The 24,435-nt window shown below is 66.2% G+C and carries 20 protein-coding genes; 9 read left to right on the top strand and 11 right to left on the bottom strand.

What is annotated here, in order from left to right; all coding sequences use genetic code 11:
* The first annotated feature begins 355 nt into the window (after positions 1–355).
* From rlmKL to AC0Z2B_RS26855, 4 genes are all read left to right on the top strand, one after another.
* On the top strand, positions 356–2,620 hold the full coding sequence (gene rlmKL / locus AC0Z2B_RS26870) for a bifunctional 23S rRNA (guanine(2069)-N(7))-methyltransferase RlmK/23S rRNA (guanine(2445)-N(2))-methyltransferase RlmL (RefSeq protein ID WP_416423330.1): 2,265 nt from the start codon (positions 356–358) through the stop codon (positions 2,618–2,620).
* A 193-nt stretch (positions 2,621–2,813) separates the two neighbouring features.
* Positions 2,814–5,201, top strand: a complete 2,388-nt coding sequence (locus AC0Z2B_RS26865) for a sensor domain-containing diguanylate cyclase (RefSeq protein WP_476300664.1) — start codon at positions 2,814–2,816, stop codon at positions 5,199–5,201.
* Between the two features lie 71 nt (positions 5,202–5,272).
* Positions 5,273–5,455, top strand: a complete 183-nt coding sequence (locus tag AC0Z2B_RS26860) for a hypothetical protein (RefSeq protein ID WP_476300662.1) — start codon at positions 5,273–5,275, stop codon at positions 5,453–5,455.
* Between the two features lie 56 nt (positions 5,456–5,511).
* Positions 5,512–6,135: a LysE family translocator gene (locus AC0Z2B_RS26855; RefSeq protein WP_476300660.1), complete on the top strand. Its 624-nt coding sequence runs from the start codon at positions 5,512–5,514 to the stop codon at positions 6,133–6,135.
* Positions 6,136–6,627: 492 nt separating this feature from the next.
* Here AC0Z2B_RS26855 and ligD read toward each other — a convergent pair whose 3' ends face one another.
* Positions 6,628–8,250, bottom strand: a complete 1,623-nt coding sequence (gene ligD / locus AC0Z2B_RS26850) for a non-homologous end-joining DNA ligase (protein ID WP_476300658.1) — start codon at positions 8,248–8,250, stop codon at positions 6,628–6,630.
* 348 nt (positions 8,251–8,598) lie between these two features.
* Between ligD and AC0Z2B_RS26845 the strand changes: the two genes are divergently transcribed.
* The gene (locus AC0Z2B_RS26845; RefSeq protein WP_416423337.1) at positions 8,599–8,859 is read left to right on the top strand and encodes a DUF1652 domain-containing protein; all 261 of its coding nucleotides are present in this window, start codon (positions 8,599–8,601) and stop codon (positions 8,857–8,859) included.
* 75 nt (positions 8,860–8,934) lie between these two features.
* Here AC0Z2B_RS26845 and AC0Z2B_RS26840 read toward each other — a convergent pair whose 3' ends face one another.
* Entirely contained in the window at positions 8,935–9,342 is a 408-nt protein-coding gene (locus tag AC0Z2B_RS26840) for a hypothetical protein (RefSeq protein ID WP_416423338.1), read from the bottom strand.
* Between the two features lie 197 nt (positions 9,343–9,539).
* Between AC0Z2B_RS26840 and AC0Z2B_RS26835 the strand changes: the two genes are divergently transcribed.
* The gene (locus tag AC0Z2B_RS26835) at positions 9,540–9,929 is read left to right on the top strand and encodes a RidA family protein (protein ID WP_476300656.1); all 390 of its coding nucleotides are present in this window, start codon (positions 9,540–9,542) and stop codon (positions 9,927–9,929) included.
* A gap of 37 nt (positions 9,930–9,966) precedes the next feature.
* Positions 9,967–11,166, top strand: a complete 1,200-nt coding sequence (locus AC0Z2B_RS26830) for an amino acid deaminase (protein WP_476300654.1) — start codon at positions 9,967–9,969, stop codon at positions 11,164–11,166.
* Between the two features lie 69 nt (positions 11,167–11,235).
* Here the strand turns inward: AC0Z2B_RS26830 and AC0Z2B_RS26825 are convergent, their stop codons facing one another.
* Positions 11,236–11,511 carry a peptidylprolyl isomerase gene (locus AC0Z2B_RS26825; RefSeq protein ID WP_008369722.1) on the bottom strand — a complete coding sequence of 92 codons (276 nt, stop codon included), beginning with the start codon at positions 11,509–11,511 and terminating at the stop codon, positions 11,236–11,238.
* A gap of 51 nt (positions 11,512–11,562) precedes the next feature.
* Positions 11,563–13,737, bottom strand: a complete 2,175-nt coding sequence (locus AC0Z2B_RS26820) for a PAS domain-containing protein (RefSeq protein ID WP_476300652.1) — start codon at positions 13,735–13,737, stop codon at positions 11,563–11,565.
* Between the two features lie 87 nt (positions 13,738–13,824).
* Here AC0Z2B_RS26820 and AC0Z2B_RS26815 point away from each other — a divergent pair, with 87 nt between their 5' ends.
* Positions 13,825–14,979, top strand: coding sequence for a PilT/PilU family type 4a pilus ATPase (locus AC0Z2B_RS26815; protein ID WP_416423342.1), 1,155 nt, complete (start codon positions 13,825–13,827; stop codon positions 14,977–14,979).
* A gap of 16 nt (positions 14,980–14,995) precedes the next feature.
* On the opposite strand, the gene hbdH is transcribed toward AC0Z2B_RS26815, so the two are convergent.
* From hbdH to AC0Z2B_RS26780, 7 genes are all read right to left on the bottom strand, one after another.
* Positions 14,996–15,766: a 3-hydroxybutyrate dehydrogenase gene (gene hbdH, locus AC0Z2B_RS26810; RefSeq protein WP_476300650.1), complete on the bottom strand. Its 771-nt coding sequence runs from the start codon at positions 15,764–15,766 to the stop codon at positions 14,996–14,998.
* 16 nt (positions 15,767–15,782) lie between these two features.
* The gene (locus tag AC0Z2B_RS26805; protein WP_476300674.1) at positions 15,783–17,369 is read right to left on the bottom strand and encodes an ABC transporter ATP-binding protein; all 1,587 of its coding nucleotides are present in this window, start codon (positions 17,367–17,369) and stop codon (positions 15,783–15,785) included.
* Between the two features lie 7 nt (positions 17,370–17,376).
* The gene (locus tag AC0Z2B_RS26800) at positions 17,377–18,399 is read right to left on the bottom strand and encodes an ABC transporter permease (protein WP_416423344.1); all 1,023 of its coding nucleotides are present in this window, start codon (positions 18,397–18,399) and stop codon (positions 17,377–17,379) included.
* A complete protein-coding gene (locus tag AC0Z2B_RS26795; RefSeq protein WP_416423345.1) occupies positions 18,399–19,460 on the bottom strand; it encodes a microcin C ABC transporter permease YejB in 1,062 nt (353 codons plus the stop codon). Before AC0Z2B_RS26795 ends, AC0Z2B_RS26800 begins: the two co-directional genes overlap by 1 nt.
* On the bottom strand, positions 19,460–21,307 hold the full coding sequence (locus AC0Z2B_RS26790) for an extracellular solute-binding protein (protein WP_476300648.1): 1,848 nt from the start codon (positions 21,305–21,307) through the stop codon (positions 19,460–19,462). The genes AC0Z2B_RS26795 and AC0Z2B_RS26790 overlap by 1 nt, the downstream gene beginning before the upstream one ends.
* 112 nt (positions 21,308–21,419) lie before the next feature.
* The gene (locus tag AC0Z2B_RS26785; protein WP_007952068.1) at positions 21,420–21,701 is read right to left on the bottom strand and encodes a peptidylprolyl isomerase; all 282 of its coding nucleotides are present in this window, start codon (positions 21,699–21,701) and stop codon (positions 21,420–21,422) included.
* A gap of 158 nt (positions 21,702–21,859) precedes the next feature.
* Positions 21,860–22,948: a 3-deoxy-7-phosphoheptulonate synthase gene (locus AC0Z2B_RS26780; protein WP_416423347.1), complete on the bottom strand. Its 1,089-nt coding sequence runs from the start codon at positions 22,946–22,948 to the stop codon at positions 21,860–21,862.
* A gap of 726 nt (positions 22,949–23,674) precedes the next feature.
* On the opposite strand from AC0Z2B_RS26780, the gene AC0Z2B_RS26775 reads away from it, so the two are divergent.
* A complete protein-coding gene (locus AC0Z2B_RS26775; protein WP_476300646.1) occupies positions 23,675–24,427 on the top strand; it encodes a carbon-nitrogen hydrolase family protein in 753 nt (250 codons plus the stop codon).
* Positions 24,428–24,435 lie beyond the last annotated feature (8 nt).

The following is a 24,435-nucleotide window of genomic DNA, read 5'->3' as shown; positions in this document are numbered from 1 at the left end:
TAAGGACGTAACGATTATGGTGTCTCGACCATAAGTAAAAGGATGCTTCAAAGGCCGGCGGGGGTGAAACCCGGCTATGATCAGCCTTGCAGCCCCAGTAATGGGACGTTGCCATCAGGGATTGATGGCTAAATGCTTTTCAGTATTAAACGACGAAGGGTCATTTTCAGGCCCGTCGTTTTGCAGAATTTTTTTCTGCCGGGGCGATCAAAGGCTGTTCCACAGCCGATTTCCAGTCCCGGCGGTCGACACCACGGTGGTGTCACACGGGCGCTTCCACAGAAAAGCGCCTGGTTAAACTCGGGAAGGGTGATGCGTTGCCCTTCCATTTATGGCTCATGCCCCTGGATACCCCATGTCGGATCGTTACGAACTCTTCCTCACCTGCCCCAAGGGCCTCGAAGGCCTGCTTGCTGAGGAAGCCACCGCGCTTGGCCTCGAAGACACCCGCGAACACACTTCCGCCGTGCGCGGCATGGCCGACATGGAAACGGCCTACCGCCTGTGCCTGTGGTCGCGCCTGGGCAACCGCGTGCTGCTGGTGCTCAAGCGCTTCGCCATGAAGGACGCCGAAGACCTGTACCACGGCGTGCACGACGTGGACTGGCAGGACCACCTGCTGCCCGACGGCACCCTGGCGGTGGAATTCAGCGGCCATGGCTCGGGCATCGACAACACCCACTTCGGCGCCCTGAAGGTCAAGGACGCCATCGTCGACAAGCTGCGCACCCCCGAGGGCGAGCGCCCCAGCGTCGACAAGCTCAACCCCGACCTGCGCGTGCACCTGCGCCTGGACCGTGGCGAAGCCATCCTCTCCCTGGACCTGTCCGGCCACAGCCTGCACCAGCGCGGCTACCGCCTGCAGCAGGGCGCGGCGCCGCTGAAGGAAAACCTGGCGGCGGCGATCCTGATCCGTTCCGGCTGGCCGCGCATTGCTGCCGAAGGCGGCGCGCTGGCCGACCCGATGTGCGGCGTGGGCACCTTCCTGGTGGAAGCGGCGATGATCGCCGCCGACATCGCCCCCAACCTCAAGCGCACCCGCTGGGGCTTCAGCGCCTGGCTGGGCCACGTGCCGGCCCTGTGGCGCAAGCTGCACGACGAGGCGCTGGCCCGTGCCGACGCCGGCCTGGCCAAGCCACCGCTGTGGATCCGCGGCTACGAAGCCGACCCGCGGCTGATCCAGCCTGGCCGCAACAACGTCGAGCGTGCCGGCCTCAGCGACTGGATCAAGATCTACCAGGGCGAAGTCGCCACCTTCGAGCCGCGCCCGGACCAGAACCAGAAAGGCCTGGTGATCTGCAACCCTCCCTACGGCGAGCGCCTGGGCGACGAGGCCAGCCTGCTGTACCTCTACCAGAACCTCGGCGAGCGCCTGCGCCAGGCCTGCCTGAACTGGGAAGCGGCGGTGTTCACCGGCGCCCCGGACCTGGGCAAGCGCATGGGCATTCGCAGCCACAAACAATACTCGTTCTGGAACGGCGCGCTGCCGTGCAAGCTGCTGCTGATCAAGGTGCTGCCCGATCAGTTCGTCACCGGCGAGCGTCGCACCGCCGAGCAGCGCCAGCTGGAACGTGAGCAGGCCGACGAGCAGGCCACCCAGCCGGCTGCCGACCCGTACGCGCGCGTCAACAAGAACGGCAACCCGATCAAGCCGGCACCGGTTGTGGTCGAGCAGGCGCGCCTGAGCGAAGGCGGGCAGATGTTCGCCAACCGCCTGCAGAAGAACCTCAAGCAGCTGGGCAAGTGGGCCCGCCGCGAGAAGGTCGACTGCTACCGCGTGTATGACGCCGACATGCCCGAGTACGCCCTGGCCATCGACCTGTACCACGACTGGGTCCACGTGCAGGAATACGCCGCGCCGAAATCCATCGACCCGGAAAAGGCCCAGGCCCGCCTGTTCGACGCCCTGGCCGCCATTCCCCAGGCGCTGGGCATCGACAAGAGCCGCGTGATCATCAAGCGCCGCGAGCGCCAGAGCGGCACCAAGCAATACGAGCGCCAGAGCGCCCAGGGCCAGTTCACCGAAGTGCAGGAAGGCGGCATCAAGCTGCTGGTGAACCTCACCGACTACCTGGACACCGGCCTGTTCCTGGACCACCGGCCGATGCGCCTGCGCATCCAGCGCGAGGCGGCCGGCAAGCGCTTCCTCAACCTGTTCTGCTACACCGCCACGGCCAGCGTGCACGCGGCCAAGGGCGGCGCGCGCAGCACCACCAGCGTCGACCTGTCGAAAACCTACCTGGACTGGGCGCGCCGCAACCTGTCGCTGAACGGTTTCTCCGACAAGAACCGCCTGGAGCAGGGTGACGTGATGGCGTGGCTGGCGGCCAACCGCGAGGAATACGACCTGATCTTCATCGATCCGCCGACCTTCTCCAACTCCAAGCGCATGGAAGGCGTGTTCGACGTGCAGCGCGACCACGTCGAGCTGCTGGACCTGGCCGTGGCGCGCCTGGCCAAGGACGGGGTGCTGTATTTCTCCAACAACTTCCGCAAGTTCCAGCTCGACGAGCACCTGGGCGAGCGTTACCAAGTGGAGGAGATTAGCGCCCAGACCCTGGACCCGGACTTCGCCCGCAACAGCAAGATTCACCGCGCCTGGAAAATTCAGGCCCGATGAACGGTAGCCCGCGCCAGGCCTGACTGTCGTACATTTTGGCTACATCGCGAAAGGGCTCCCATGGAGCCCTTTTTGCTGCACTCCATGATCAACAATTTCGCTTGATGACTCACTAGGCAAACTACTGGCAAATAGCTATAACTGAGCCAAAGCCAAAGTGATACGAAGCACGCCGGCGTTGTGAGTTCCGCTTATGTCGTTGCATGCCGTTCGCCCGAAAATTCTTGGCTTTATCAGTGAGGACGCCTCCGCCTGGCTTATTGCCTCGCTGGCGCTGGCCGCTGGCGCCGTGGTCACCAGCCTGGTGGCCCTGGGCACCTCCGAGCTGTATCAGCGGCAGTTGCGGCAACGCTTCGAGCTGCTGGCCAATGAACGTTTCAGCCGCATCGAAGAGCGCTTCGAGGACCAGACCCAGCGCCTGGCGGGCCTGCGCCGTTTTTTCAGCTATTCCGACAACGTCAGCCGCCACGAATACGAAGGCTATGCCGGGCCGTTGCTGCTGCGCACCCAGGCCTATTCCTGGCTGCCGCGGGTGACCAACGCCCAGCGCGCCGCCTTTGAGCAGGCGGCCCGTGACGAGGGCATTGAGGACTTTGCCATCCGCGAACAGCGGCCGGACGGTTCGCTGGTGCCAGCCGCCCCGCGCGACGAGTACTACCCAGTGTTCTTCACCCAGTCGCAGACGCGGCTGAAGCTGCCCCTGGGCTTTGACGTGAACTCCCAGCCCTCGCGGCATGAGACCCTGCAGCGCGCCCTGAAGACCGGCGACCTGGCCGTCACCCCGCCGGTCAACCTGGTGGGCGTGGCCCTGCGCAACAGCCGCGGGGTGCTGATGGTGGCGCCGGTGCCGGGCAAGGATGGCGGGCCGCCGCTGGGCTTCGTGTCGGCGGTCATCAGCCTCGGCCAGTTGATGGGCGACGGCCTGCCGGCGCAGAACGACGACAACCTGCACGTGCGCATCCTCGACCTGTCCACGGCGGGCGAGCATGAGGTGCTGTACGAGTCCAGCAACCCGGCGCCGCCCGAGGGCCTGACCGCCACGCACCTGCTGCGCCTGGCCGACCGCGACTACCAGCTGGACATCAGCCCCAGCCCGCTGTTCGCCGAGGCCAACCATACCTCGCCGCTGAACGTGGTGGTGACCCTGGGTGCGTTGCTGACGCTGATGCTCAGCGCCTTGCTCTACAGCCTGGTCAGCCAGCGCCAGCGGGCCTTGAAGCTGGTAGAGCAGCGCACCTCCCAGCTGCGCAGCAGCGAGCAGGCCCTGCGCATCACCCACAACCAACTGCGCAGCGTGCTCAACGCCGCGACCCAGGTGGCGATCATTGCCACTGACCTCAATGGCCTGATCACCATCTTCAACGCCGGCGCCGAGCGCATGCTGGGCTACCGCAGCGAGGAAGCAGTAGGGCACTTGACCCTGCAGAACCTGCACCTGAGCGAAGAGCTGGTGGCGCGCGCCTGCACCCTGCGCGCCTATTACGAGCGCGACATCCCCCTGGCCCAGGCGATGCTGGTGGAGACCCCCGGCGACGGCGGCGACCAGGCCCGCGAGTGGACCCTGGTGCGCCGCGACGGCAGCCGGATGCCGGTGAACATGCTGGCCACCACGGTGCTCGACGAGAAAGGCCAGTGGGTGGGGCACCTGGCCGTGTGCATCGACATCACCGAGCGCAAGCGCGTGCACGAGGCCCTGGCCGCCCGCGACCAGCTGCTGCGCAAGCTGAGCGCCGAGGTGCCGGGCGGCATCTATCAGTTCCGCCTCGACCCGGACGGCCGCACCAGCTTCAGCTGGGCCAGCGACGGCATCCGCGACATCTACGAGATGGAGCCCAGCGCCCTGCGCGAGGACGGCCGGCTGGTGATGCAGCGCATCCACCCCGACGACGCCGAGCGGGTGCTGGAGTCGATTCGTTATTCCGCCGAGCACCAGACCCCCTGGCGCGAGGAGTACCGCGTGCAGCTGCCGCGCCAGGGCCTGCGCTGGGTGCGCGGCGAGGCCACGCCGGAGCCGATGCCGGGCGGCGGCACCCTGTGGCATGGCTATCTGACGGACATCTCCGACCTCAAGCGGGTGGAGGAAGAGCTGCGCGCCCTGTCGGTGACCGACGTGCTCACCGGCATCCATAACCGCCGCTACTTCCAGGAGCGCCTCAAGGTCGAACTGGACCGCGCCGAGCGCGATCATCTGCACTTGTCGGTGATCATGCTCGACATCGACCATTTCAAGCGCATCAACGACCATTACGGCCACGCCGTGGGCGACCGGGTGCTCAAGAACATCTGCGAGAAAATCAGCCATCGCCTGCGCCGCACCGATGTCTTCTGCCGCCTGGGCGGCGAGGAATTCATGGTGCTGTGCCCCGGCAGCAACGCCGAGCAGGCGCACGCCCTGGCCCTGGAGCTGTGGCAGGGCTTGCGCCACACCCCGGTGGATGGAGTAGGCATCGTCACCGCCAGCTTCGGCGTGGCCAGCTGGCGCCGCGGCGAGGGCGCTGATGCCTTGCTGCTGCGCGCCGATTCCGGCGTGTACGCGGCGAAGCAGGGTGGCCGGGACCGGGTCGAGCCGGAACTGGCGTAGGCGCGCCAGCAGGCAACTCCTGGCGCGGATGGCGATCACAATAAAACCAGCCCCGCGCGCACAGGTGCCCCATGACCTCCGACCCCCTCGACCGCTCCAGGAACCCCCTGGCTCCCGACCCGGTGCCGCCCGACGCGCGCCCGGGCGATGAAAACCTGCCGCCCATTCCCCTGGACAAGGACCCGGAACTGGACCCGGACAAGGTCCGCACCGAGACCGACGACGGTGAAATGAGCCCCGACGACCCTCGTTGAGCCAGCCCGACAGGCGGTGCTAAGCTGCCAGGCCGTCCTGCCTGGAGCGTCATGCCGTGAACCTTGCGACCCTGCTGCTGTTCGTGCCCGCCTGCTTTGCCTTGAACATGGCCCCGGGGCCGAACAACCTGCTGTCCCTGAACAACGCCAGCCGCTACGGCTTCGGCACCTCATGCCTGGCGGGCGCCGGGCGGCTGCTGGCCTTCGCCGGCATGATCGCGCTCGCGGCCATGGGCCTGGCGGTGGTACTGCATGCGTCGGAACGGCTGTTCCTGATGGTCAAGGTGGCCGGCGCGCTGTACCTGTTCTACCTCGCCGTGCAGCTGTGGCGCGCCCCGGTGGACGGCCAGGCGCCTGGCGGGCCGGGCAGCCGCGGCCTGTTCAAACTGGCGGGGCAGGAGTTCTGGGTGGCGGCGGGCAACCCGAAGGCCATCCTCATCTTCACCGCCTTCCTGCCGCAGTTCGTCTCGGTCGACGGCCCTACATCGGTGGGCCAGCAGTTCTTCTGGCTGGGGGCCATCTTCCTGCTGCTGGAATGGCTGGCCATCGCCATCTACGCCTGGCTGGGCAGCCACCTGCAACGCTGGTTCAGCGAACCGCGGCCACGGCGGGTGTTCAACCGCGCGAGCGCGGTGTTGTTGAGTTGCGCGGGGGTGGGGTTGCTGGCGGCGCGGCGTTAGAGGCTGTATTGGGGAAATGCCCCTGATCAGCTTCGTTGCCGTACCTTGGCACGGTGCAACAGATGTAGCACCGGCCGTGAGTCGGGTCGCGCCGCGTGGGCGGCGCTCGATTTCCGGGACGGCCGTAAAATCGAGGCGTGCGCCTTTGCGCCTTGATGCGGTTTCAATACAGGCACTATGGGTGCACGTCGACGGTTTTGGTTGAAGATTGCGTCGCGGCCGCCAGCGGCCAGTTATGATTGTCTGGCGGTTCTTGAGATCGAGCGCCGCTTGCGCGGCACGACGCAGCCTGCGGCAGCTGCTACATCGGGTGGGCGGTGTGTGGGCAAAAAAAAGACCAATGCCCTCGGGGTTGGGGATCTCCGGGCATTGGCCATTCAAGGGCAAACGTTGAGACATCCTGTCTCGACACCTGCACGATAGCCTGTGTGCTAACTATGAGCCAGCTAACAGTTAGTGAAACACCTTTTCAAACCACACAATAATCGGATCCTAATCATGGGGCGCCTCCACGCCCAGCTGCGTCCACATGCGCGTGGTCAGGCGTTGGCGGTTGTCATAGCCTTGCCACGGGTCGGTGGGCAGCTGTTCCAGGCGCTCGCCGATGTTGCCCAGGTGCCAGTGGCGCGCGCTTTCCAGGTTGGCCAGTTCGTGCCGGGCGATGGGCGTGGACACCGGCAGGCCGGGGCGGGCCCGTACCGAGTAGGCGGCCACCGTACTGGCGCCGCGCTGGTTGCGCAGGTAATCGACGAAGATGCGCCCCACCCGGTAGCGCGGCCCCTGGGTGGCGGTGAAGCGCTCGGGCAACTGGGTCATGAGGTAGTGGGCGATGGCCTTGGCGAACCCCAGCACGCGGTTCCAGCGGGCGTGGCGGGCCAGTGGCACGATGATGTGCATGCCCTTGCCACCGCTGGTCTTGAGGTAGCTGCGCAGGCCCAGTTCATCGAGCAGCGCCTGGGTCTGCGCGGTGGCGTCCAGCACCATGCCCCAGGGCAGCGCCGGGTCCGGGTCGAGGTCCAGCACCAGGCGGTCGGGCAGGTCCAGGCGGTCGCTGGTGGCGCCCCAGGCGTGGAATTCCACGGCGCCGCGCTGCACGGCCTCGATCAGCGCTGGCAGGCGGTCGACCTGCATCAGTTGCGCGTGCCCGGGGTCGAGGGCGGGAGGCAGCAGGGTGATGTGCGGCAACGCCAGGTGTTCGGTGTGGCGCTGCAGGAACAGGTCGCCCTCGACGCCGTGGGGCGCGCGCATCAGGGCTACCGGGCGTTGGCGCAGCTGCGGCAGCAGCCAGGCGCCGATCCGCTGGTAGAAACGCGCCAGGTCGACACGGGCTGTCTGGCTGACGCGATCGAGCACGCGCTCGGGGTGGCTGATGGACACCCCGGCGACAGACTCGCGGTGGCCATCGCTGAAGTCATGGCTGGGTTCGTCCGTGTGGCGCGCCTGGCTTTCGGTCATCAGTGGCGCATGGCTGGCGTCAGTCACGCAGTCCAGCTTGATCCAGTCCAGGTTCCGCTCGCCGTCGCGGTACAGGCTGCCGCGGCGCTTGCCGATCACGCCCTCGTGGTTCAGGGTGCAGACGCCTTCGAGGATGTCCGGGGTGCTGGCGGTGAAGCTGTCGGAGAAGCGCAGCAGCGGGTGCTTGCTGCTGCCCAGCAGCTTGCGCAGGCGCGCGCGGCGCTGCTCCAGCGGCTGCTCGCGCAGGTCTTCGCCGTTGTGGAATGGCAGGTCGAACAGGTAATACTGCAGGTCCATGCAGCGGCCGGCCTCGAAGGCCTCCTGCAGGGCGAGGTAGTCGGCCACGCCCTCGGCGTTGGCCTGCACCAGCTTGCCGTCCAGCCAGCTCTCGTTGAGCTGCAGCGCGGCGATGGCCTGCGCCTGGTGCGGCAGCTCGGCGGTCCAGTCCAACCCCTCGCGGTTGAACAGGCGCACCTCGCCGCCGCTGATGCGGCTCATCAGCCGGTAGCCGTCATGCTTGATCTCGAACAACCATTCGCCTTCGGGCGGCTGCTCGACGCGGGTGGCCCGTTGCGGCGCCAGGTGGGGCGGGATGGGAGCTGGCTCTGAGGGGGTGTCGGCAGGCGGGCTGCGACGATCTTCGCTCAACGGCTTGGCCATGATGTGTACTTCCTGGGGCTGAACCTCGGGGATCTTTTGTGCTGTGCGGTATTTTCAGCTGACCATGGCGAGGGCGGTTAAGTTTCAGCGCGGGGAAGGTGTGCAAATTGCAGGGTTTGCGACCTACAAAGTGGCATTTTGCATGATGGCTTTTTGATTTCGAGCGAGTATGTCGTTGATTTTCAACGATACGCTTGGCAGCGGTGGGCGGGCATGGAAGCTGCACAAGAAAAGTGCAGGATCCCTGCCATCAGACCGGTGGTGCAGCGCGCAATCAAATAGCCATCTAGGCTGCACGAAGCCGCTGAAAAATCACGGACGCAACCGATAAGAAATGGAGCTTTTGCCATGTTGTCCACCCTTGAACTGCGCAACATCATTGAATCAAGTTTTCTGCCCCAGCGTTGCCAATGCACCCTGGCCCAGGACCAGTCCCTGACGGTGCGAGTGTTCGATCGAACATCGGACCGGGTGGACCTCACCGTCACCGGCATCAGCGCGCAGCAGCTCAACAGCAGCCGGGCGATCTCGAACCTGATCGCCGGCCTGCGCGCCGACCTGGCGCACCGGCACCTGAACCAGGTGCGACGGGTGAACGACAGCCTTTGATGGGCTGAACCGCCCGTATATAAAAACCGGCTGCTCCCCTTGGGCGCGCCGGTTTTTTTGTGCCTTGCCCAGGTGTCAGCGCGACGCCTGCATCTGCCGCAGGATGGCGCGCTCGCCATTGCCCACGCTGACGAACGCCAGGCCCAGGCCCAGCTCGGCGAACACCGAAATCAGGATGCCGGGGCCGGCATGGCCGCTGAGCCAGTCGAACAACCCCAGCAGCGCCATGGCCAGGCAACCCACCATGAACCCACGCACCATGGCAGCCCGCGCCGGCGACGGCGGGCAACCGCGTACGCAGAAAAACATCACGCCCACGCCCAGCAGCAGCGCGGCAATGCGCCTGCCCAGCAAGGCGGCGGCTTCGCTGTGGGGGATGTCCCAGAAGGCGAGCAGGCGTTCGGCGGAGGTACCCCAGATCAGGGCGAGGGCGAAACACAGGAAGGCACAAAATAGGGCGAGGCGACGGAAAGTCAGCGGCATTTCTAGTCCTTGAAAAAAATCATGCGTCCAGCGCAAACGCTGATAGTAGCGCGGTCGCGGCCTTGTGCGCATGTGAATTTGGTATCGGATTTTCAAACCCTGTCGCAAAGTTGTCGTCGATGGCGGGCGGGGCGGCTGGCACAATGGCGGTGCATATTCCCCATCATTGCGCTCAGCGCGAGAGCACAGGAGTCCTCATGTCCATTACTCGTCATGGCACCGGCAGCACAGGTGCCGGTGGTCAGCCGCTGCCCTTCGCACGTGCGGTGGAAGCCGATGGCTGGCTTTATGTATCGGGCCAGGTGGCCATGGAAAACGGCGAGGTCATCGACGGCGGTATCGTCGCGCAAACCCACAAGACCCTGCAGAATCTCATCGCCATCCTCCACGAGGCGGGCTACGGCCTGGAGCACGTGGTGCGTACCGGCGTGTGGCTGGACGATGCGCGCGACTTCTGGAGCTTCAACAAGGTCTTCGCCGAATACTTCCCGCCGCACCTGGCGCCTGCGAGGGCGTGCGTGCAATCGAGCATGGTGGTGGACTGCAAGGTCGAAATCGACTGCGTCGCCTACAAGGCCAAACCCTGAGCATGATCACGCGCGTTACCGCCCCTGGAGATAGGTTATGCAAGTAGTGGAGAAGGGCGCCGCGGTACCGGGCGACAACCTGTTGATCGACGTCACCCTGCCGGCCCTGGTGCTGCACGGCGAGGCGCTGGAACACAACATTCGCTGGATGCAGGCGTTCGCCAGCGCCAGCGGCGCGCAGCTGGCGCCCCACGGCAAGACGAGCATGGCCCCGGCGCTGTTCGCCCGGCAGCTGCAGCGCGGCGCCTGGGGCATCACCCTGGCCACCGCGGTGCAAACCTGCGCGGCCTATGCGGCCGGTGTGCGCCGGGTGCTGATGGCCAACCAGCTGGTGGGCGCGGCGAACATGCGCCTGGTCGCCGACCTGCTGCTGGACCCCGGCTTCGACTTCCACTGCCTGGTGGACCACCCGGACCAGGTACGGGCCCTGGGTGAATACTTCGCCGAACGTGGCCAGCACCTCAACGTGATGATCGAGTACGGCGTGGCCGGCGGCCGTTGCGGTTGCCGCAGCGAGGCCGAGGTCAAGGCGCTGGCCGTCGCCATCGCTGCCCAGCCGGCCTTGCGCCTCACCGGCATCGAAGGCTACGAGGGGGTGATCCACGGCGAGCAGGAAATTGCCGCTATCCGCGCCTTTGCCGCCTCGCTGGTCAGCCTGGCCGTCGAGTTGCAGGGGCAGGGCGCCTTTGCCTTGCCGCAACCCATCGTCACCGCGTCCGGTTCGGCCTGGTACGACCTGATTGCCGAGGCGTTTGACGCCCACGCCGCCCGTGGGCGCTTCCTGGCCGTGCTGCGCCCGGGTAGCTACGTGGCCCATGACCATGGCATCTACAAGGTCGCCCAGGGTGGCGTGCTGGCTCGTCGTGCCGACCTGGGCGAGGGGCTGCGCCCGGCCATGGAGGTGTGGGCGCACGTGCAGTCGGTGCCGGAGCCGGGCTGTGCGATCGTGGCGCTGGGCAAGCGCGACGTCGCCCATGACGCCGGCATGCCGCAGCCGCTACGGCGCTACCGGGCCGGGTTGCTGGGCGATACCGGCGATGACGTCAGTGCCTGCGAGGTCACCCGCATCATGGACCAGCACGCGTTCGTGAAGGTGGCGGCGGGGGTGGACCTGCGCATCGGTGACATCATCGCCTTCGGCACCTCGCACCCGTGCCTGACGTTCGACAAGTGGCGGGTTGGCTGCATCGTCGACGAACGCTTCAACGTGGTGGAAACCTTCACCACCCAGTTCTGAAAAACCCGTAGCAGCTGCCGAAGGCTGCGTCCAATGGCTAGACGCGGCCTTTGGCCGCTGCTACAGGGATCAATCGCGGTAGAACACCTGCACCAGGTGGTAGCCGAACTTGCTCTTGATCGGCCCATGCACGGTGCGCAGCGGCTTCTTGAAGATAACCTGGTCGATGGCGCCCACCATCTGCCCCGGGCGCACTTCACCCAGGTCGCCGCCGCGTTTGCCCGACGGGCAGGTGGAGAATTTTTTCGCCAGCACGTCGAAGGCTTCGCCCTTGGCGATGCGCTGCTTGAGTTGTTCGGCCTCTTCGGCGGTTTTCACCAGAATGTGGCGAGCTTGAGCTTTCATGACGCGGGGCCCTGTGAACGACGTTGAAAAAGCGCGCGATTATGCCGCAAATCAGCTGTCGGCGGCGGGTTGATTGATCATCTCGCGAATCTTGTTGGCCAGCAGGTCGATGGAGAACGGCTTGGTGACCATGTCCATGCCCTCGGCGAGGAAGCTGTGGCGTTCGGCGGCTTTTTCCGCATAGCCGGTCATGAACAGCACCTTGAGCCCCGGCCGATGCTGGCGCGCCATCTCTGCCAGCTGCCGGCCGTTGAGGCCGGGCAGGCCCACGTCGGTCACCAGCAGGTCAATGCGCAGGCTCGACTCCAGCAGCGGCAAGGCGGCCTTGGCGTCTGCCGCCGGGTGGGCGTGGTAGCCCAGTTCGTCCAGCACGTTGAGCACCAGCATGCGCACCGCCGGGTCGTCCTCCACCACCATCACGCTTTCACCGTGCTGTGCCAGCGGCGCGCCCTGGGGCGCCAGCACCTTGGGCTTGGCCTCTTCCTGCTCGACGTGGCGCGGCAGGTACAGGCGCACGCAGGTGCCCTGGCCCGGTTCGCTGTGCAGGGTGACCAGGCCGCCCGACTGCTGGGCAAAGCCGTAGATCATCGACAGCCCCAGGCCGGTGCCCTGGCCGATGGGCTTGGTGGTGAAGAAGGGGTCGAAGGCCTTGGCCTGGATCGCCGGGGTCATGCCGGCGCCGTCGTCGCTGACGCTCAGCAGTACATACTGGCCCGGCTTCAGGGCCTCCAGGCCCGGTTCCTCGCTGGGTGCAGCCAGGCTCAGGTTGCTGGTCTCGATGCGCAGGGTGCCGCCGTCGGGCATGGCGTCGCGGGCATTGATCACCAGGTTGAGCAGGGCGTTTTCCAGCTGGTTGGCGTCGGTGTTCACCGGCCAGACGTTGGGCGCCAGGCGGATCTTCAGCTGGATATGTTCGCCCTTGGTGCGGCTGAACAGCTCCTCCAGGGAGTGCACCAGCTGGTTGGGGTCCAGGCGCTTGCGGTCCAGCGACTGGCGCCGGGAGAACGCCAGCAGCCGGTGGGTCAGGGCCGCGGCGCGATGGGCCGAGGTGATGGCGGCCTCGCTGAAGCGGCCGATCTCATCGGCGCGGCCCGCAGCGATGTAGCGCTGCATCAGGTCGAGGCTGCCGATGATGCCGGTGAGCATATTGTTGAAGTCGTGGGCGATGCCGCCGGTCAGTTGCCCCACGGCTTCCATCTTCTGCGCGTGGCGCAGGGCTTCCTCGGCGCGCTCGCGCTCCTGCATCTCGGTGTGCAGGCGGCGGTTGGCCTCGGCCAGCGCTTCGGTGCGCTCGGCCACCCGTTCTTCCAGGGTTTCGTTGAGGCGCAGCAGGGTGCGCTCGGCCTCGCGACGCTCGGTGATGTCGATGGAGGCCCCGACAAAGCGCACCGGCCGGCCATGGTGGTCGTTGTGGCTGCGGCCGCGGGCGTACACCCAGCGCACTTCGCCATCGGGGCGCAGTAGCCGGTATTCGTTGGCGTATTCGCCGTCGCTGTGCACGCAGGCATTGATGCTGCGCGCCACCATGCCGCGGTCGTCAGGGTGCACGCCCTTGAGGTACTCGCCGATGGGCATCTTGCCGGCCAGGCCCGGATCCACGCCGTGCAACTGGGCGAAGCGCGCGTCGGCCTGGAACAGGTCTTCGCGGATGTCCCAGTCCCAGGTGCCGACGCCGTTGGTCGCCTCCAGCGCCAGTTGCAGGCGCTCCTCAGTGTCGAGCTGGGCCTTGGCGCTGGCTTCGGAGCGGCGTTGCAGCTCGGCGGTCACTCGCCGGCGCTCGTTGGCTTCGATGGCGGTGACGAGGATGCCGGCCACCGTGCCGCTTTCATCGCGGATAGGGCTGTAGGTCAGGTCCAGCCACACTTGGGCGGGGCCGGCGTCGCGGGGCAGGGTAAAGCCCTGTTCCACGTAGGTGCGCACCTCGCCAGCCAGCACCGCGCGGTAGATGGGGTCGGTGAATTCCTTCAGCTGCGGCCAGATCAGGTCCACCGGCTGGCCAAACGCGCGGGGGTGGTTGCTGCCCGCCAGCAGGGCGAAACTGTCGTTGTACAGCTGGCACAGCTGCGGGCCCCACAGCAGCAACATGGGCATGGGCGAATGCACCACGATGTCCACCGCGGTGCGCAGGCTCTGCGGCCACTGCGCGGGCGCGGGCAGGGGGCTGTCGCGCCACGGCAGCTGTTCGATCAGTTCGACGATGGAGCTGCCGACGGGGGTGCCGCTCATGTGCATTGTCCTTTGATTTGCATGGCGGGGTGTTCTACCGCCAAGCTATAGCTTACTTTTCTATTGTCGCCCTGTGGACCCTCGCATATGGAAATCCAAGCCCTGCTGAAAATCCTCGCCTCCCAGGACGGTTCCGATCTCTACCTGTCCACCGGGGCGCCGCCCTGCGCCAAGTTCAACGGTGTGCTCAAGCCACTCTCGGCGGAAGCGCTGAAACCCGGCGAAGTGGCGGCCATCGCCGCCGATATCATGGACGCCGAACAGCGCCAGGATTTCGAGCGCGACCTGGAGATGAACCTGGCCATGTCCATTCATGGCGTCGGACGCTTCCGGGTGAATATCTTCAAGCAGCGCAACGAAGTGTCCATCGTCGCCCGTAACATCAAGCTCGACATTCCCCGTTTCGAAGACCTCAAGCTGCCGCCGGTGCTGCTCGAGACCATCATGCAGAAGCGCGGCCTGGTGCTGTTCGTCGGCGCCACCGGCTCGGGCAAGTCGACTTCCTTGGCGGCGCTGATCGACTACCGCAACCGCAACGCCAGCGGCCACATCATCACCATCGAAGACCCGGTGGAGTACGTGCACCGGCACAAGAAGTCGATCATCAACCAGCGCGAGGTAGGTGTCGACACCCGCAGCTTCCAGGCGGCCTTGAAGAACACCTTGCGTCAGGCGCCGGATGTCATCCTGATCGGCGAAATTCGCGACCGCGAGACCATGGAGCACGCCCTGGCGTTCGCCGATACCGGCCATCTGGCCATCTCGACGCTGCACGCCAACAACGCCAACCAGGCGCTGGACCGCATCATCAACTTCTTCCCCGAGGACCGTCGCCCGCAGTTGCTCAATGACCTGGGCAACAACCTGCAGGCGTTCGTCTCCCAGCGGCTGGTGAAGACCACCGACGGCAAGCGCCGGGCGGCCGTGGAGGTGATGCTGGGCACGGCCACCATCAAGGACCTGATTCACCGCAACGAGTTCGGCGAGCTCAAGGGCATCATGGAAAAATCGGTGAACCTGGGGATGAAGACCTTTGACCAGGCGCTGTACGAATTGGCCCTGGAGGGGGCGATCAGCGAGGAGGAAGCGCTGAAGAACGCCGACTCGCAGAACAACCTGCGCCTGCGCCTCAAGCTGCACCGTGAAAACGGCCATGAGCCCAGCAGCGTGCCACTGCCGCCGGAGCCGGCGGCGGACGTGGACAGCGCTGACTGGAACCTGGTGGATGATGAAAACACCTGATCGGGCCCAGGCCGTATCACTGCGCCAACCACCCGCCATCCATATTCCACGCCGCGCCGCGCACCTGGCTGCCAGCCTCACTGCACAGAAACAGCACCAGCTCGCCCAGTTGCTCGGGCGTGACAAATTCCAGCGACGGCTGTTTCTCCGCCAGCAGGTCCTCGCGCGCCTGTTGCGGGGCCACGCCCTTGGCCGCGCGGTCGTCGATCTGCTTCTGCACCAGCGGCGTCAGCACCCAGCCGGGGCAGATGGCGTTGCAGGTCACCTGGGTGCGCGCGGTTTCCAGGCCCACCACCTTGGTCAGGCCGATCACCCCGTGCTTGGCCGCCACGTAGGCGGCCTTGCCGGTGGAGCCCACCAGCCCGTGCACCGAGGCGATGTTGATGATGCGCCCCCAGCCGCGCTCGCGCATGGCCGGTAGCGCCAGGCGCGTGGCGTGGAACACCGAGGACAGGTTGATGGCGATGATCGCGTCCCAGCGCTCCACCGGGAAGTCTTCCACGGCGGCCACATGCTGGATGCCGGCGTTGTTGACCAGAATGTCGACGCCGCCGAACTCGGCCTGGGCATAGGCGAACATCGCCTCTATCTGCGCCGGCTGGCTGACGTCCGCCGGGTGGTGGCCGACTTTAGTGCCGTGGCGGGCCAGTTCGGCCAGCACCGCCTGGGCGTCGCCGAAGCCGTTGAGTATCACGTTGGCGCCGGCAGCGGCCAGGCCGTGGGCAATGCCCAGGCCGATGCCGCTGGTGGAACCGGTGACCAATGCCGTCTTGCCGTTCAGGGTCATGCCTATGCCTCCAGGGTCAGTGCGGCTCGGCCTGCACGTGGGCGGCCAGCAGCAGTTCGCGGGTATAAGGATGTTGCGGAGCTTCGAACAGGTCGTGGCTGGCGCCGCGCTCCACCACCTGGCCGTCCTTGACCACGATCACGTCGTGGGCCAGGGCCTTGATCACCGCCAGGTCGTGGCTGATGAACAGGTAGGTCAGCCCATGGTCGTCCTGCAACTGGCGCAGCAGGGCGACGATCTGCTTCTGCACGGTGCGGTCCAGCGCCGAAGTGGGTTCGTCCAGCAGGATCAGGTCGGGCTTGAGCACCAGCGCCCGGGCAATGGCGATGCGCTGGCGCTGGCCACCGGAAAACTCGTGGGGGTAACGGTGGCGGCTGGCCGGGTCCAGGCCCACTTCCTCCAGGACCTTGATCACCCGTTCCTCGCGGTTTTCGGCATCGCATTCAACGTGCACTTCCAGGCCTTCGCTGATGATCTGCTGCACCGACATGCGCGGGCTGAGGCTGCCGAACGGGTCCTGGAACACCACCTGCATGCGCTTGCGCCACGGCAGCATCTGCTTGGGGTTCAGGCCCTCCAGCGGCTGGCCGTCGAAGCGGATGCCGCCTTGGGAATCGAGCAGGCGCAGGATGGCCTGGCCGAGGGTGGACTTGCCCGAGCCGGACTCGCCGACGATGCCCAGGGTCTTGCCCTTCTGCAGGCTCAGGCTGATGCCGTCCACCGCCTTGAGGTAATGGGGCTTGCGCAGGAAGCCGCCGCTGGTGGCGTACCACACCCGCAGGTTGTCAACGTCCAGCAGCGGCGGGCGTTCGTGGCGCGGCAGCGGCTCGCCGGCCGGTTCGGCGTTCATCAGGATGCAGCTGTAGGGGTGTTTCGGCGTGCAGAACAGGGTTTCGGTGTCGGCCTGCTCGACGATCTCGCCGGCGCGCATCACGCACACCCGCTGGGCAATGCTGCGCACCAGGTTGAGGTCGTGGCTGATCAGCAGCAGCGACATACCCAGGCGCTGCTGCAGTGATTTGAGCAGCGCCAGGATGCGCCGCTGCACGGTCACGTCGAGGGCGGTGGTGGGTTCGTCGGCAATCAGCAGGTCGGGCTCGCAGGCCAGGGCCATGGCGATCATCACCCGCTGCCGCTGGCCGCCTGACAGTTGGTGCGGGTAGGCCTTGAGGCGCTTTTCCGGCTGCTGGATGGCCACCAGTTGCAACAACTCCAGGGTGCGCGCCTGGGCGGCCTTGCCGGTCAGGCCGCGGTGCACCAGCAAGGTTTCGCCGATCTGCTTTTCCACCGTGTGCAACGGGTTCAGCGAGGTCATGGGCTCCTGGAAAATCATCGCCACGCGGTTGCCGCGGATCTCGCGCAGCACGTTGGCCGGGGCGCCCAGCAGCTCGGTGCCGCGGTAGCGAATGCTGCCCTGGGTGTGGCTGCCGGTCTGCGGCAGCAGTTGCAGGATCGAGTGGGCGGTCACCGACTTGCCCGAGCCCGACTCGCCCACCAGCGCCAGGCACTCGCCGGGGCGGATGTCCAGGTTCAGCTCGCGCACCACGGTGTGGTCGTTGAAGGCCACGCTCAGGTTGCGTATTTCGATCAGGTTTTCGCTCATGCTGGCCTCAGGCGCGGGGGTCGAAGGCATCGCGCAGTGCCTCGCCGATGAACACCAGCAGCGACAGCACCAGTGCCAGGGTAAAGAAGGCCGTGAAACCCAGCCACGGCGCCTGCAGGTTGTCCTTGCCCTGGGCGATCAGTTCGCCCAGCGAAGCGCTGCCCGCCGGCATGCCGAAGCCCAGGAAATCCAGGGCGGTGAGGGTGGAAATGGCCCCGGTGAGAATGAACGGCAGGTAGCTGAGGGTGGCGTTCATGGCGTTGGGCAGGATGTGCCGGCGGATGATCTTGCCGTCGTTGAGGCCCAGCGCCCGGGCCGCCTTGACGTACTCCAGGTTGCGCCCGCGCAGGAATTCGGCGCGCACCACGTCCACCAGGGCCAGCCAGGAAAACAGCGCCATGATGCCCAGCAGCCACCAGAAGTTGGGCTCGACGAAACCGGAGAGGATGATCAGCAGGTACAGCACCGGCAGCCCCGACCATACCTCCAGCAGGCGCTGGCCAAACAGGTCCACCCAGCCGCCGTAATAGCCTTGCAGGGCGCCGGCGAGGATGCCGATCAGCGAGCTGATCACGGTCAGCGCGATGGCGAACAGGATCGACACCCGCGCGCCGTAGATCACCCGCGCCAGCACGTCGCGGCCCTGGTCATCGGTGCCCAGCCAGTTGCTGGCGCTGGGCGGGCTGGGGGCCGGCTGGGTGAGGTCGTAGTTGGGCGTGTCGGCGCTGAACGGAATGGGCGCGAAGATCATTTCCCCGCCGGCGTCGGCGATCAGCTTGCGCACATAGTCGCTGCGGTAGTCGGGCTGGAACGGCAGCACGCCGCCGAACTCGGTTTCGGTGTAGCGCTTGAAGGCCGGGAAGTACCACTGGCCGTGGTAACTCAGGGCCAGCGGCTTGTCGTTGGCGATCAACTCGCCGCCCAGGCTCAGGGCGAACAGGGCAATGAAGATCCACAGCGACCACCAGCCGCGGCGGTTCTTGCGGAAACGGTCGAGGCGCCGGCGTGAGACCGGGGACAGGCGTTTCATCAGGCGCTCCTCCCGGCAAAGTCGATGCGCGGGTCGACCAGGGTGTAGCACAGGTCGCCCACCAGTTTGATCAGCAGGCCGAACAACGTGAAGATGAACAGGGTGCCGAACACCACCGGGTAGTCACGGGCCACGGCGGCTTCGTAGCTCAGGCGGCCGAGGCCGTCGAGGGAGAAGATCACCTCGATCAGCAGGGAACCGGCGAAGAACACGCTGATAAACGCCTGGGGCAGGCCGGCCACCACCAGCAGGATGGCGTTGCGGAACACGTGCCCGTACAGCACCCGGCGTTCGCTGACGCCCTTGGCGCGGGCGGTGACCACGTACTGGCGGGTGATTTCGTTGAGGAACGAGTTCTTGGTGAGGATGGTGAGCGTGGCGAAGCCGCCGATTACCAGTGAGGTCACCGGCAGCACCAGGTGCCAGAAGTAGTCGGCGACCTTGCCCAGGGTGGACAGCTGGTCGAAGTTTTCCGACACCAGGCCGCGCACCGGGAACCAGTTCAGCTCGGTGCCGCCGGCGAACAGCACGATCAGCAGCATGGCGAACAGGAACGCCGGCATGGCGTAGCCGATGATAATGGCGGTGCTGCTCCAGATGTCGAAGTGGCTGCCGTGGTGCACCGCCTTGCGGATGCCCAGCGGGATCGACACCAGGTAGGTGATCAGCGTGGCCCAGAAGCCCAGGGACAGGGTCACCGGCATCTTGTCGAGGATCAGGTCGGTGACCTTGGCGCCGCGGAAGAAGCTGTTGCCGAAGTTCAGCGTGGCGTAGTTCTTGATCATCAGCCACAGGCGTTCCGGCGCGGGTTTGTCGAAGCCGTACTGGTGCTCGATGTCCTTGATCAGTTTGGGGTCCAGGCCACGGCTGGCGCGCGACGCGCCCTGGGCCGAATCGCCGCCGCCACCGCCCACGGCCACGCCGCCCAGGCCCTGCAGGCGGGCGATGGCCTGTTCCACCGGGCCGCCGGGCGCCGCCTGGACGATGACAAAGTTGACCAGCAGGATAATCAGCAGCGTCGGCACGATCAGCAGCAGGCGCCGCAGGGTATAGGCCAGCATCAATGGGCCTCCTTGGCGCGCAGCTCGGCCATTTGCGCATTGGTCAGCGGCGTGGGGCTGACCTGCCACCAGCTTTCCGGGGCCTCGTCATTGGGCGCCGGGTGCGCGGGAATGCCGAAGCGGTTCCACCACACGGTAGAGGTGCCTGGCGGGTAGTAGTTGGGAATCCAGTAGTAGTTCCACTGCAGCACCCGGTCCAGGGCGTGGGCGTATTCGGTCATGTCGGCCTTGGTCCTGGCATTGACCAGGCCCTTGATCAGCGTGTCCACGGCCGGGTCCTTGAGCGCCATGTAGTTGCTGGAACCCGAATCGGTGGCGCTGGCGGAGCCGAAGTAGTTGGACAGTTCCATGCCGGGGGAGGGCGACACCGGGTAGCCGGTGATGATCATGTCATAGTCCCGGGCCATCAGCCGGTTGATGTACTGGGAGGAGTCGATGCGGCGGATCTGCAGGTCGATGCCGATCTGCGCCAACGTGCGTTTCCACGGCAGGATAAGTTTTTCCAGGCCGGGCTGGCCATTGAGGAAGGTGAAGCTCAGCGGCTCGCCAGCGGCGTTCACCAGGCGGTCGCCGTCGGGCGTCCACCCGGCGGCCTTCAACAGCGCCAGGGCCTGCAATTGCTTGTCACGAATAAAGCCGCTGCCGTCGGTGCGCGGGGCTTCGAACACTTGGGTGAAGACCTCGTCTGGCACCTGCCCGCGCAGCGGTTCGAGGATCTTCAGCTCGGCGGCGTCCGGCAGCTGCCGTGCTGCCAGCGGGCTGTTGGCGAAGAAGCTCTGCTGGCGGATGTACATGCTGCGCATCAGCTGGCGGTTGGTCCACTCGAAATCCCACAGCAGGGCCAGGGCCTGGCGCACGCGACGGTCCTTGAACACTGGCCGTTGCAGGTTGAACACGAAACCCTGGGCGGCCTGCAGGCTTTGCGGCGCCAGGTGGGCGCGTTGCAGGCGGCCGTCGTCCAGCGCCGCGCTGTTGTATTTGATGGTGTAGCCAGTGGCGGAAAACTCGCGGTTGTAGTCGAAGGCGCCGCCCAGCAGCACCTGGCGCGCCACCTCGGTATCGCCGAAGAACTCGATGCCGAACTGGTCGAAGTTGTACAGCCCGCGGGTCACCGGCAGGTCCCGGGCCCACCAGTCCTTGTCGCGCTGGAAGGTGATGCTGCGGCCGTTGTCGACCTTGCCCACGGTGTAGGGGCCGCTGCCGGGCGCGGCCTCGAAGCCGCCGCCGTTGGCGAAGTCGTGGTCTTTCCACCAGTGCTCGGGCAGCACCGGCAGCGAGGCCAGGTCCAGGGGCAGGCTGCGGTTGTCGTTGGCGCTGAAGTCGAAGCGCACCTGGCGCGGCCCTTCGACCTCGACGCCTTTCACCTCGGCGAACTGGGTGCGAAAGCGCAGGCTGCCCTGGGTCATCAGCAGGTTGAAGGTGAACTTCACGTCGGCGGCGGTGATGGGCACGCCGTCGCTGAAGCGCGCCTTGGGGTTGATATAGAAGCGCAGCCACAGGCCGCTGTCGTCGCGTTCCATTTTCTCGGCGATCAGGCCGTACACGGTGTAGGCCTCGTCCAGCGAGCGCAGGGCCAGGGGCGCGTACAGCAGGCCGTCCACCTGGCTCACGCCGGTGCCTTTGTCTATATAAGGCAGCAGGTGGTCGAACTGGCCGATTTCCACCGCCGAGCGGCGCAGGCTGCCGCCCTTGGGGGCATCGGGGTTGACGTAGTCGAAGTGCTTGAAACCGTCGGGGTACTTGGGCGGCTCGCCGTAGACGGTGAGGGCGTGCTGCGCGGCGGCAAGGGCGCAGGGGAGCATCAGCAACTGGGCGGTCAGCAGGAGGAGGGCGAAAACCGAGCGCATTGTCTGCCTTGTTCGAATGAGTGTGGGCGCGTGCTTACCCTATCATCAACCAAGGCACTGATCACAAACAAAACGGCCCGCACAAGGCGGGCCGTCAGCAGCGGGACAGGTATCAGTCCTGGCGGCTGGTGACTTCCAGCAGGTGGTAGCCGAACTGGGTCTTGACCGGGCCCTGCACCACGTTGATCGGGGCGCTGAACACCACGGTGTCGAATTCCTTGACCATCTGGCCTGGGCCGAACGAACCCAGGTCACCGCCTTGGCGGCTGGATGGGCAGGTGGAGTTGGCCTTGGCGACTTCGGCGAAATCGGCGCCGCCTTCGATTTGCGCTTTCAGTTCGTTGCACTTGGCTTCGGAGGAAACCAGGATGTGACGGGCAGTGGCTTTGGCCATGGGAAAGTACTCCAAAAAAACCTAAAGAAGGCAGCCTACCGCAATTTGCGCAAAAGCGCTGCCCCGGGGGCGATTATGTGGCGCCCCGGGACGCGGCCTGCGGCCGCTGCTACGGGACCGCATTACACACGTAGCAGCTGCCGAAGGCTGCGTCCGGCTCAGCCGCGCAACTGGCGGGCGGCGTTGCGCAGCAGCGCCTCGGTGTCGTCCCAGCCCAGGCAGCCGTCGGTCACCGACACGCCGTAGCGCATGCCCGGGCCAATGGCCTGGCAGCCTTCGAACAGGTGGCTTTCGAGCATGGTCGCCACCAGCGAGCGGTCACCGGCCAGGCGCTGGCGCAGCACGTCGTTGAACACCTCGGGCTGGCGCAGCGGGTTCTTGCTGCTGTTGGCGTGGCTGCAGTCGACCATGATGCGCGCCGGGATGCCGGCCTTGCCCAGGGCGCTGTGCACCTGCGCGACGCTGTCCTGGTCGTAGTTCGGCCCGCGGTGGCCGCCGCGCAGCACCAGGTGGGTGTCGGGGTTGCCGGCGGTCTCGATGATGGCCGGGTGGCCGTCGGCCGACACACCGAAGTGGCGGTGCGGGTGGGCAGCGCTGCGCATGGCGTCGCAGGCAATGGCGATGCCGCCATCGGTGCCGTTCTTGAAGCCCACGGGCATCTTCAGGCCGCTGGCCATCTCGCGGTGGATCTGCGATTCGGTGGTGCGTGCACCGATCGCCACCCAGCTCAGCAGGTCGTCCAGGTAGCCGGCGGCCATGGGCTGCAGCAATTCTGTCGCCAGGGGCAGGCCCATGTGCAGCATTTCGCGCATCAGGTCGCGGGACAGCTTCAGGCCGCCGACCATGTCGTCGCTGCCGTCCATGCGCGGGTCGTACGCCAGGCCTTTCCAGCCCACCGTGGTGCGCGGCTTTTCAACGTAGGCGCGCATCACCAGCAGCAGCTGGCCCTTGAGGTCGCTGCCCAGGGTGGCCAGGCGCTCGGCGTATTCCAGCGCGGCTTCGGGGTCGTGCAGCGAGCAGGGGCCGACCACCACCAGCATGCGTTCGTCGCGGCCTTCGAGAATGGCGCGGATCGCGTTGCGGTGGCCGTTTACCTGGTGGGCCAGGTCGCGGCTCAGGGGCAGCTGTTGCTTGAGTTCGGTGGTGCTGGGCAGGCGTTGCAGGGCCGGGGCATTGGCGGCGGGGGCCAGGGGCTGGACGGCGGCGGTAGCGGTGGCGAGGGGCAGGGCGCTGATGGAGATGTTCATGTGTAATTTTTCCCTGGGCTGGCGGCGCAGTCTGCTGCGCTCGCTCAGCCCTATCGCGATGTTCGACTAATGACGTTTGTCTGTGTATGGCCACCCAGGCAGGACCGGTCGGAGGCGGCAAGCTGGCCCGAACGGAGGGTGGTAAATCGCCAGGCGGTGCAGTAGTCGTAGCGGTAATAGGTGGCGTAGTTCATTGCGGTAATCCTCTGTATCAAATGTGTGGAAGGCGGAAAAAACAAAACCCCCGGTCGGGAGGCCGACCGGGGGTTTTGGAGTTTCTCAAACCGGGCGACCTTGGGATCTGGCCGCCGGATATCTAGGTATCAGGCGCGCCAGTGGCTAAACCAATACCCATAGTAATAATCTGCAACAACGGCAGCGCACGCGCAGGCAACCGCTACCGGGCGACGAGCGCTGGCAGTGTGTTGAGCCTTGAGGTGAGCTGGGTGCGACATGAAATGTCTCCGTTTGAATACGTCGAGCTTACTGCAGCGTGGCTAAATGTTTCAAGCACAATATTTTGCCCTGGCCGCGACGCCCTGCAACTCCGTAGCCGCTGCCGTAGGCTGCGCTGGCCCTATGCTTCGCTTGAGATGTTCAGGGTTCATGCTGGCCAGCGCAGCCTCCGGCAGCGGCTACGAGATAAGGGGTTGCCGTTGCAGGTGCGTTGGCGCAAATGTTGCGGCATGATGCAGGCCTTCTCGTCTCGCCAAAAGGGAAGGACCCATGACTCGCCTGTGCATCGCCGCCGCCCAAGCCTGCGCCGTGGCTGGCGACCTCGCCGCCAACATCGCCCACCACTTGCGCTTCATGGACCTTGCCGCGGCACACGGCGTGCAGTTCCTGTTGTTCCCCGAACTGTCGCTGACTGGCTACGAGCCCACCCTGGCCGCCGAGTTGGCGCTGGGCGCCGACGCTGCCAAGTTGCAACCCCTGCGCGACCGCGCCCGCCAACTGGCGATGACCACCGTGGTCGGCCTGCCCCTGCGTGAAGCCGGGCAAACAGGCGTGCAGGTGGGCGCGCTGGTACTGGGTGCCGATGGCCAGCAGGCGGTGTACACCAAGCAGCACCTGCACGGCGGCGAGGAGGCGTATTTCGTCCCCGGCCAAGGCGGTGCGCCGCTGCAACTGGGCGGCGAGCAGATTGCCCTGGCGGTGTGCGCGGATTTCGGCCAGGCCAGCCACCCGCGCCTGGCGCGCGAGGCCGGCGCGAGCCTGTACGCCGCCAGCGTGCTGATCGGCGAAGCGGGCTACGCGGTCGATGGCGCCATCCTTCAGGGCTATGCTCAAACCCATGGCATGGCGGTGCTGGTGGCCAACCATGGTGGCGTCACCGGTGGCTGGCAGGCTGCTGGGCGCAGCGCGCTGTGGGACGCTTCCGGCGCCCTTGTCGTCGAAGCCCAAGGCGCGGGCGACCAATTGCTGCTGGCGCGCCTGGCCGCCAACGGTTGGCAGGGCAACGTGGTTCAGTTCACTTGAGGGGAGGG

It is taken from the genome of Pseudomonas sp. GYB4201 (assembly GCF_056312595.1).
The sequence above is the reverse complement of the archived record's forward strand: the minus strand, read 5'-3'. Positions and strand labels throughout refer to the sequence as shown.

What these genes read in the sequence shown, in the direction of transcription:
- AC0Z2B_RS26815 (WP_416423342.1), top strand. Translation starts at nt 13,825, where the DNA reads ATGGAAATCCAAGCCCTGCTGAAAATCCTCGCCTCCCAGGACGGTTCC.
- hbdH (WP_476300650.1), bottom strand. Translation starts at nt 15,766, where the DNA reads ATGACCCTGAACGGCAAGACGGCATTGGTCACCGGTTCCACCAGCGGC.
- AC0Z2B_RS26820 (WP_476300652.1), bottom strand. Translation starts at nt 13,737, where the DNA reads ATGAGCGGCACCCCCGTCGGCAGCTCCATCGTCGAACTGATCGAACAG.
- AC0Z2B_RS26860 (WP_476300662.1), top strand. Translation starts at nt 5,273, where the DNA reads ATGACCTCCGACCCCCTCGACCGCTCCAGGAACCCCCTGGCTCCCGAC.
- AC0Z2B_RS26775 (WP_476300646.1), top strand. Translation starts at nt 23,675, where the DNA reads ATGACTCGCCTGTGCATCGCCGCCGCCCAAGCCTGCGCCGTGGCTGGC.
- AC0Z2B_RS26805 (WP_476300674.1), bottom strand. Translation starts at nt 17,369, where the DNA reads ATGAGCGAAAACCTGATCGAAATACGCAACCTGAGCGTGGCCTTCAAC.
- AC0Z2B_RS26780 (WP_416423347.1), bottom strand. Translation starts at nt 22,948, where the DNA reads ATGAACATCTCCATCAGCGCCCTGCCCCTCGCCACCGCTACCGCCGCC.
- AC0Z2B_RS26785 (WP_007952068.1), bottom strand. Translation starts at nt 21,701, where the DNA reads ATGGCCAAAGCCACTGCCCGTCACATCCTGGTTTCCTCCGAAGCCAAG.
- AC0Z2B_RS26800 (WP_416423344.1), bottom strand. Translation starts at nt 18,399, where the DNA reads ATGAAACGCCTGTCCCCGGTCTCACGCCGGCGCCTCGACCGTTTCCGC.
- ligD (WP_476300658.1), bottom strand. Translation starts at nt 8,250, where the DNA reads ATGGCCAAGCCGTTGAGCGAAGATCGTCGCAGCCCGCCTGCCGACACC.
- AC0Z2B_RS26830 (WP_476300654.1), top strand. Translation starts at nt 9,967, where the DNA reads ATGCAAGTAGTGGAGAAGGGCGCCGCGGTACCGGGCGACAACCTGTTG.
- AC0Z2B_RS26845 (WP_416423337.1), top strand. Translation starts at nt 8,599, where the DNA reads ATGTTGTCCACCCTTGAACTGCGCAACATCATTGAATCAAGTTTTCTG.
- rlmKL (WP_416423330.1), top strand. Translation starts at nt 356, where the DNA reads ATGTCGGATCGTTACGAACTCTTCCTCACCTGCCCCAAGGGCCTCGAA.
- AC0Z2B_RS26790 (WP_476300648.1), bottom strand. Translation starts at nt 21,307, where the DNA reads ATGCGCTCGGTTTTCGCCCTCCTCCTGCTGACCGCCCAGTTGCTGATG.
- AC0Z2B_RS26865 (WP_476300664.1), top strand. Translation starts at nt 2,814, where the DNA reads ATGTCGTTGCATGCCGTTCGCCCGAAAATTCTTGGCTTTATCAGTGAG.
- AC0Z2B_RS26840 (WP_416423338.1), bottom strand. Translation starts at nt 9,342, where the DNA reads ATGCCGCTGACTTTCCGTCGCCTCGCCCTATTTTGTGCCTTCCTGTGT.
- AC0Z2B_RS26835 (WP_476300656.1), top strand. Translation starts at nt 9,540, where the DNA reads ATGTCCATTACTCGTCATGGCACCGGCAGCACAGGTGCCGGTGGTCAG.
- AC0Z2B_RS26795 (WP_416423345.1), bottom strand. Translation starts at nt 19,460, where the DNA reads ATGCTGGCCTATACCCTGCGGCGCCTGCTGCTGATCGTGCCGACGCTG.
- AC0Z2B_RS26825 (WP_008369722.1), bottom strand. Translation starts at nt 11,511, where the DNA reads ATGAAAGCTCAAGCTCGCCACATTCTGGTGAAAACCGCCGAAGAGGCC.